The sequence below is a fragment of the Peptococcaceae bacterium 1198_IL3148 genome (assembly GCA_036763105.1).
Lineage (GTDB): Bacteria > Bacillota > Desulfotomaculia > Desulfotomaculales > Desulfohalotomaculaceae > JBAIYS01.
In genome coordinates this window covers 366,024-373,859 of the sequence record JBAIYS010000001.1, presented here as the reverse complement: position 1 = coordinate 373,859, position 7,836 = coordinate 366,024, and the positions used below count along the sequence as shown (strand labels likewise).

At 44.1% G+C, this 7,836-nt stretch carries 9 protein-coding genes and 1 riboswitch; of the genes, 7 read left to right on the top strand and 2 right to left on the bottom strand.

The window, feature by feature from the left end; genetic code table 11:
• Positions 1-208 precede the first annotated feature (208 nt).
• Entirely contained in the window at positions 209-514 is a 306-nt protein-coding gene (locus tag V6C27_01890; protein ID MEG6615179.1) for a nucleotidyltransferase domain-containing protein, read from the top strand.
• 16 nt (positions 515-530) lie between these two features.
• A complete protein-coding gene (locus V6C27_01885; protein ID MEG6615178.1) occupies positions 531-773 on the top strand; it encodes an HI0074 family nucleotidyltransferase substrate-binding subunit in 243 nt (80 codons plus the stop codon).
• Positions 774-818: 45 nt separating this feature from the next.
• Here V6C27_01885 and V6C27_01880 read toward each other — a convergent pair whose 3' ends face one another.
• Complete coding sequence (locus V6C27_01880) at positions 819-1,205, bottom strand: PIN domain-containing protein (GenBank protein ID MEG6615177.1); 387 nt, start codon at positions 1,203-1,205, stop codon at positions 819-821.
• A gap of 9 nt (positions 1,206-1,214) precedes the next feature.
• Complete coding sequence (locus tag V6C27_01875; GenBank protein ID MEG6615176.1) at positions 1,215-1,448, bottom strand: type II toxin-antitoxin system prevent-host-death family antitoxin; 234 nt, start codon at positions 1,446-1,448, stop codon at positions 1,215-1,217.
• A 244-nt stretch (positions 1,449-1,692) separates the two neighbouring features.
• Between V6C27_01875 and V6C27_01870 the strand changes: the two genes are divergently transcribed.
• The 5 genes from V6C27_01870 (at position 1,693) to V6C27_01850 (ending at position 7,594) form a co-directional block, all read left to right on the top strand.
• Positions 1,693-2,601, top strand: coding sequence for an SLAP domain-containing protein (locus V6C27_01870; protein MEG6615175.1), 909 nt, complete (start codon positions 1,693-1,695; stop codon positions 2,599-2,601).
• A gap of 15 nt (positions 2,602-2,616) precedes the next feature.
• Positions 2,617-3,348, top strand: coding sequence for a WecB/TagA/CpsF family glycosyltransferase (locus V6C27_01865; protein ID MEG6615174.1), 732 nt, complete (start codon positions 2,617-2,619; stop codon positions 3,346-3,348).
• A gap of 236 nt (positions 3,349-3,584) precedes the next feature.
• Positions 3,585-4,844, top strand: coding sequence for an LCP family protein (locus V6C27_01860; protein ID MEG6615173.1), 1,260 nt, complete (start codon positions 3,585-3,587; stop codon positions 4,842-4,844).
• A gap of 87 nt (positions 4,845-4,931) precedes the next feature.
• Entirely contained in the window at positions 4,932-6,482 is a 1,551-nt protein-coding gene (locus tag V6C27_01855) for a DUF4127 family protein (GenBank protein MEG6615172.1), read from the top strand.
• A gap of 95 nt (positions 6,483-6,577) precedes the next feature.
• Positions 6,578-7,594: an S-layer homology domain-containing protein gene (locus tag V6C27_01850; protein MEG6615171.1), complete on the top strand. Its 1,017-nt coding sequence runs from the start codon at positions 6,578-6,580 to the stop codon at positions 7,592-7,594.
• A 131-nt stretch (positions 7,595-7,725) separates the two neighbouring features.
• Positions 7,726-7,810, top strand: a riboswitch (cyclic di-GMP riboswitch).
• Positions 7,811-7,836 lie beyond the last annotated feature (26 nt).

The window sequence follows — 7,836 nt, the reverse complement described above, 5'->3', positions numbered from 1 at the left end:
GATTGAAAAGTTTGTTCCATGGTCTAAAGAGCTTCCCGACAACTGCTACAAAACTAAAAATTGAAATCAAGTCCAATCCTCGGGTTGGGCTTTTTATTTACCTAAGTGCTTAGGATTTGACAATTACGTTTGGGCAGTTGTATCCAAGTATTTTAATAGGTTATAATAAAATTAATGCTAAAATTTGGTTTTTTAAGCAGGTGAAAACATGGCGGGTAATTATGGGTTGAGTAGCAAGGTGTTAGATCAAATAATTACTGTTTTTAAAGGCTATTCCGAGTTTATTGAAAAAGTAATTCTTTTTGGCTCCCGGGCTAGGGGTGATTACAAAGTAACTTCGGATATTGACTTAGCAGTGAAATTTAAAAAAGATAAGCACAGGTTGTTTCAAATTACAAATGCATTGGATGAACTAAATGTGATATATTCCTTTGATGTAGTAGATTATGCAGATGTGGCTAATCAAAAACTAAAAGGTGATATAGATAAAGACGGTATCGTTATTTTCAAATAGATAAGGGGGCGATTTGATGGTGACTTTAGAAAGGTTAGAATTTAAATTAGCAGACTTAAAAAAGGCCTACATTAAACTGAATGAAAGCATCAATCGTGACCCCTATCAAGATGATATTGTTTTGGATGCCGCAATACAGAGGTTTGAATTCACATACGAACTTTCTTGGAAGTTAATGAAGGCCTACCTAGAGTACAATGGTAATTTAGAAGCCACCAGTCCAAGAAAGGCCATTAAAGAATCCTTTATAATCTTTTGATCAATTTATTAAGAGTGCGCCGAGAATTAGGCAGTATATCTAGGTTTAATAAAGCTCTTTTATAAATTCTGTTGGTGAACAAACTTTTATGCTTTTATCTAAAAAACCCCTTTTGTTTCTTGTAATTATATATTCCGCCCGTATTTTTTTGGCGCACTGGGTTTGAATTGCATCTTCTAAATCCTTATACCCTAACTCTAGCGCCTTTAAAATATCTGTTTTTGTTAAACTTGTTACCCCTAATATTTGCATAATATGTTTAATAATTTCTATAATTCTATCTGTTGAAAAGCCACCACGTTTTATAATATAAGCAATATCTGTAATGCTATTAGCAGTAATATAACCCTTCGCCTCTCCGATTTCTACCATTTCTAAAACCTTTACCGAATCTTTAAAATGTGGCTCTCTAGCGAGTAGTACGTCTAAAATAACATTGTATCAATCAGTACTATCATTAGCCTTGATCCTTTCTGCTTTTAGTTCATCCTCGTCAATGTCTCCCATATGCTTCAGAACACCTACCAGTTCCTTTGTTAGGGGTGCTTCTTCTTTTTTTATTGATACAAGTTTAGATATTGGTTTGCCGTTTTTTAGTATGATAACTTCTTCATCTTGTGATATTTGCAAAAACTTACCTACGTTATTTTTAAATTCTGTTGATTTGACAAACATTTAATCCGGCCTCCTTTTAATTAATTATGGCTATTAATATTATATAATAATTAGCTAAAATTTTAAACATATAATTAGCCATTTGTGTTTTTTAAAACTACCACTATTCTAGTTCATAAATTTGATCTTACTATGCTGAATGTGTTTTGTGCTTTTAAAGATTTATGGTACAATCTAATTTGGATAACTTTAATATTTGGATATATTATTGTTAATTGAATTTTATATATGGGAGGCACAGTAAATGGCCGAGTTTTTAAAACGTTTGACAGACAAAACACAGCGCCAAGTTACCGAAAGTGTTACAGTAAAAGCAAATGCGGAAGAGGCGGAAAAGAATAATAGAATTAAAACTAAGCTATCTTTGCACCCGGATTGGAAGGTTGCCAGTGGCAATACATCCTACGCTTTAAAAGAAATTATGGAAAAAGAAGTAGGTCAATTACCAGATATTAAAGAAGGTTTTATCGGCCTTAACGGTATTTACGCCGTTAATGAGAAGGATCACCTAGAAGTAGGCTTCTATTTGCGCAATGGATTATCTCAGCCGGTGAGATTGGGTGCTACCAAGCTGGCCATTGTTAGCTCAGATAACAAAGTGCTGGCTCAACAAGAGTTTGACCTAAGTAAGATGGGGGCTATTCCTTCACACACTGCCCGGCCATGGGAATTGATTTTTGACAAGGAAAACGTATTTGTAGACATTGTTAAACATGATGACTGGAGAATTAGCTTTATGGCTAAGGACAGCCCGCAGGATGAAGTAAATGCCGCTTTAGCTATGCAACAAAAGGAAAGACAATTGGAGCTTGAAACACTAAAAGATATCCTAACCAAACTGCCACCGGTTAAACCAGATCAGTTAAATGTTACTCCCTATGAAGTGAAGTTTAATAGTGAGGGTGAGCTTGAGGTTACTGTGGTGATCCGTAACGGTACCCAAAAGGTGTTGCAGATTGAAAACATTCCAATAACAGTTAAAGATGCCCAAGGGGTGAAGGTGGCCTCTAAGCTTTTCCATATCGATGAAGAATTAATTTTGGGCAAAAATAAAGGTTGCTTGCAGACCTTTAAGTTTCCACCCCAGGCGATAGCCAAGGATATTGATACCAGTTCATTCTCTATTCACTTTACCACCAAGAAATACATTTAAGTGAGGTTTACATCTTTGAGAGTAGAATTGCTAGGGGCTTATATTGATGCCCTTAATATGGAACAAACTGTAGACCGGGCGGCAGATTTTGTAAAATCCGGCCGCCCGCATCATATCATAACGCTAAACCCGGAGTATTTGTATCGGGCCCAAAGGGAGAAAGCACTGCTGGATTTAGCCAACAGCGCCGATTTGGTAACGCCGGATGGCACCGGTATTGTCTGGGCCTGCAACATCGCCGGTAGTCCGGTGCCGGAGCGGGTGACCGGCATTGATTTAATGCTACACCTTTGTGCCAAAGGCGAACACCAAGGCTGGCGGGTCTTTTTATTGGGGGCCGCACCGGGGGTGGCCGAAGAGGCTGGCCAAAGGCTAAAGCAGCAACACCCGGGCCTAACCATTGTCGGCACTTATCACGGCTATTTTACCGATAGTGAAAGTGGTCGCATTGCGGAAATGATTCGGGAGGCTAATCCCCACCTGTTGTTTGTGGCCCTAGGTGCTCCCCGGCAGGAGCAGTGGATTGCCAAGTATCAGCCCCAAATGGGGGTGCCGGTGGCCATGGGGGTAGGCGGTAGCTTTGATGTTGTGTCTGGAAGAAAGCAACGGGCACCTAAATGGACGCAACAGCTGAAAATCGAGTGGCTGTATCGATTGGTCAAGGAACCAAGCCGAATTAAACGACAATTGGTGTTACCCAAATTTGTCATGTTGGTGCTGAAAACCTATAGGTTGGGTAGAAAGTAAAATATTGCACATAGTGCAACACCTTAGCTTATAAACAAAGGTTGCGTTAGGGGCGCGATAAATCGGGCCCCTACATGTGTAAGTGGAAAATGTATGTTAATGAATCATTTTTGAAACGTTTTGCTTGACTTTGGCGTCATATAAAAAGAGGGTGCTTAATATTCCAGTTGAATTGTCAGTTATAGTGCGATAAAATTAATCTGTTAAACACCAGTACTGAAAGTAGGTGTAATTTTATGGCAAAAAAACGCAAACTTAAAAAGAAAATGCCCATTATTATATTTAGTGTTCTGTTAGTGGCTCTATTTGTGGTGGGCTATCAGGTGGCTGCTAACTACCTGTTTCCTGATCTGGATACAAACCTGCTGGGTCAAGAGAAAGATGTTGATGAATCCATATTAAATGATCGGATAAATGTGTTACTTTTGGGCATGGACGCCCGCCCCGGTGAAACCAAGTCCCGAACAGACACCATGATTTTTGTCAGTGTAGATAAAGAAACCAATCGCATTTCAATGATGTCTATTCCCCGGGACACCAGGGTGGAAATACCCAAACACGGCTATCAGAAAATAAATTCTGCCAACGTTTTTGGTGGGCCGGAATTGGCCAGCCAGGTGGTATCTGACTTATTGGGTGTGCCCATTGATTATTATGTACTGACCAACTTTAATGGCTTTAAAGATATTGTGGATGCCGTCGGTGGTTTAGACTACGAAGTGGAGCAAAACATGAGCTACTACGATCCGATGGATGGCACTAGAATTAATTTGAAAAAGGGCATGCAGCATTTAGATGGCGATAAAGCGCTGCAGTATGTGCGCTTTAGGGGCTATGTCAACGGTGACGTCGATCGTGCCGCCCACCAGCAAAAATTTCTGAAGGCCTTAGCCCAAGAGGTGTTGTCACCCAGTTCGGTAACCAAGCTGCACAAAATTGTGCCCAGCGTTAGTAAAAACGTAGAGACCAACTTAGGTGTAATGGAAATGGCAAGTTTAGCCAAGGCCGCTAAGAATTTAAGCAATTTGGAAATAGTTACCCAAACCCTGCCGGGTACTTTTGCTACTATAGATGGCCTAAGTTATTGGCATGTGGAACCAGAGGTGGCTAACCAAGCTGTCATGGCCCTGTTTGAGGGAGAAACCACCGAGACAATTCAAGGGTCTACTGTAGTGCAAAACACAGTTACTGAAACGCCAAAAACACCAGAAACACCCACTAAAAAAGAACAGGCCACTGACTGGGTTCCTACCCAAAAGGAACCAGTGACAGATACATCTACTGAGCCGCAAAATAGCGGAACAGATAATAGTAGCCAACAGCAAGGGCAGGGAGAACAACCAAGTGACGGAGATGTGGATGAATCAACCAATGCCACACCGCAACAGCAAACACAGCCACCAACAAATGATGCCTCAGCAAATAACGGCACCCCCTGGTTGCCACCGGCTGGTGGTTATGGGCAAACAGAATCAATCCAAATCGACGAACAATAAGCAAGGGAAAAGGGACAAGGGGACAGGTTCCGTGTCCCCATTATTAATGGGACGCGGAACCTGTCCCCTTGTTCCAGGAGGCTTCTCATGTTGAAAAAACTATTGCTCATGCTAACGCTAATATTTTGTTTTACTCTAACCGCCTGCGCAGAGGATAATAAAGAAATCACGTTGCTGTATATCCCCATGGATGAGCGACCGGTCAACCTAGATTACGTCGCCGATACCATTAACGCCACTTCATTTAATTTGCTACTGCCCCCGGAGGAGTACTTGCCCCATATTAAGCAGCCTGGGCAGGTGGATAAATTGTGGCAATGGCTGTTTGACAACTGCTCCCAGGCGGATTACCTGGTGTTGTCGGCCGATGCCTTGGTGTACGGTGGCCTAACCCCCTCCCGCATCCATAACTTAGACCAGGCAACATTGACAGACCGGGTGGACAAGTTCAACCAGCTAAAACAACAAAACCCCGATGCTAAACTTTATGTCTTTAGCACGCTAATGCGCACCCACAAGGGCAACACCAACGTGGCCGAGCCGGATTACTACGGTACCTATGGCAGTCGTATCTTTCAACTGACTGCGCTGCGGGATAAAGCGGAGATTGAAGGACTAGCGGCAGCGGAGGAAGTAAAGCTAAACCAACTGTTAACCGACATCCCCGGTGATGTATTGACAGACTGGTATCAGCGGCGGGAGAAGAACCTCGCCATTAATCGGCAACTGCTGGAGCAAACCAAAACTAACGTGATGGATTACATGATTCTCTGTCGGGACGATACCCTGTCTTACTCCCAGTCTCATAAAGAGTATCGGTCATTAACCGAAGAAATAGCCGCACTGGATGCTGCTAAATATAACTCCTTTCCCGGGGCGGATGAAGTGGGCCTAGTGCTGTTGACCCGGGCGTTGAACGATGCCCAGGGCAACACCCCGGCGGTCTATACCTCTTATGCACCGGGCCGGGGGGCGAACACCACCCCTAAGTATGAAGATGTAACGCTGGGAGAGAGCGTTACCGCCCACATTGTGGCCGCTGGCGGTAAAGTTATTGCTGAGCCTGAGCAGGCAGACTTAATTTTGGCAGTGAACACCCCGGAAGACGGGGTCATTGGTGAAGCGGGTAGTGCCGCCAATGTGGCGGAGCCCAAAAGAACCACCACCGCTTTGGTCAATGACATTAGTCGGCATATTGGGAAAGGCCGCCGCGTGGCGGTTGCCGATGTGGCGCTGGCCAACGGTGCAGATAACAGTCTAATGGCCACCTTGGCGAACCAGAAGTTGTTGCCCCAATTGACAGCCTATGCCGGTTGGAATACCGCCGGCAATACTGTGGGTTATGCCCTGGCCCAAGGCATGTTGTCCCAGGATATCGGTGAAGCGGACAGGTTGCACCTGCTGGCAGTGCGCCTACTGGACGACTGGGGCTACCAAGCCAATGTCCGCAGCCAAGTACAACAGGGCAACATCAATAAATATAACCTAGGCCCTGACAAGGGCCCAGTGGCAACGGAGATTGAACAGCAACTAAAAACCTTTGCCACCGACAACCTAAAGGATTTCCCCATCGATCAACTAAAGGTAGATTTACCATGGAACCGAACCTTTGATATCTTGTTAGAAGTTGAACCATAAGAGAGGGACAAGGGGACAGGTTTGGTGTCCCAGCCTTGGGACACAGAACCTGTCCCCTTGTCCCGTTAAAAAACTATGTGGAGGTTTGGATTTAGATGCGTAAATTGCTGGTTTCTTTTATTACAGCGGTCACGGTGTTGACCAACTCCGTCAGTTCCTATGCTGCGGTGGCTTTGCCCAACCAGTTTGTGGATATAGATAACCACTGGGCCGAAGCAGAATTAACGGAAATGATTCAGTTGGATATTTTAAGCGGTTATGCCGAAAACGGTAAATATTTTGCTAAACCCAACAAGCCCATTACCCGGGTGGAGTTTGCCGCGCTAATGGCTAAAACCCTGCGCTTAGAGGCTACCAGCCAGCAGCCGGATTTTGCCGATTGGCAGCAAATACCTGCTTGGGCTAAGGGTGCGGTGGCGTCCCTCAGCGCCAATGGAATTATCAATGGTGTCCCCGGCAGCGATGGCCGAACCTACTTTCAGCCCCACAAAAACATCACCCGGGCCGAAATCGCGGCCATGATTATGAACGCGGTACAATCACCGCCCCAACCGCCCTATGATGCTAACTTTAAAGACGTACCATTGAACAAGTGGTATGCCACCTCGGTGCTGCAGGCCAAGAAAGCCGGCATCATTGGCGGTCGCACCGCCACCACCTTTGAACCCAATAGAAACGCCACCCGGGCGGAAGTGCTGGTGATTCTCAATCGATTTTTAAAGACCGACAGCACAGCGACACCAACGGACGGCCAGCTGCAGAATGTAATAGACGGTTACCTAGCTGACCTAGAAACGGTGATGCAAAGGGACAACAAACTAACGGAGTTAACTCACTACACCACCGGTGGCGCCACTCTGTCACTGAAAAATGGCGGCCTCGGAGCGGTGGAAGATTCCCCAACGTCCTTAAACATCAGCTCGATAAGCCGTATCGGTGGCTTTGACGTCAAATTCAAAAACAACCACTTAGCAACGGTGGTGGTTAAAGTTAAATACACCCTAAACCAAGCCAACTCCCAGCAGCAGAACATCACTGTCACCGAACGCTTTGGATTAACCAACATAAAGGGAGCATGGAAAATATACAAAGTGGATGTACTGGATTATTAATAGGGACAACATTTTAATTATCAACAAATATTGACATTCTTTTTGTAAGTTATTTCTGTAATATACAAGGAGTTTGGACTATCTTCGTCGTATTAATAAACTAAATTACAATTAAATCTATATGATGCGTTATTTCTGACGGGGACGAAGATATACAGTTTGTATTTGGGCACTTGAACTGTATTTGAGTCAGTAGTGCAACCGACCGTACGATTTGCTGAATCGTGCGGTCTTTTTTTTGC

What these genes read in the sequence shown, in the direction of transcription:
- V6C27_01890 (MEG6615179.1), top strand. Translation starts at nt 209, where the DNA reads ATGGCGGGTAATTATGGGTTGAGTAGCAAGGTGTTAGATCAAATAATT.
- V6C27_01885 (MEG6615178.1), top strand. Translation starts at nt 531, where the DNA reads ATGGTGACTTTAGAAAGGTTAGAATTTAAATTAGCAGACTTAAAAAAG.
- V6C27_01875 (MEG6615176.1), bottom strand. Translation starts at nt 1,448, where the DNA reads ATGTTTGTCAAATCAACAGAATTTAAAAATAACGTAGGTAAGTTTTTG.
- V6C27_01870 (MEG6615175.1), top strand. Translation starts at nt 1,693, where the DNA reads ATGGCCGAGTTTTTAAAACGTTTGACAGACAAAACACAGCGCCAAGTT.
- V6C27_01860 (MEG6615173.1), top strand. Translation starts at nt 3,585, where the DNA reads ATGGCAAAAAAACGCAAACTTAAAAAGAAAATGCCCATTATTATATTT.
- V6C27_01855 (MEG6615172.1), top strand. Translation starts at nt 4,932, where the DNA reads ATGTTGAAAAAACTATTGCTCATGCTAACGCTAATATTTTGTTTTACT.
- V6C27_01850 (MEG6615171.1), top strand. Translation starts at nt 6,578, where the DNA reads ATGCGTAAATTGCTGGTTTCTTTTATTACAGCGGTCACGGTGTTGACC.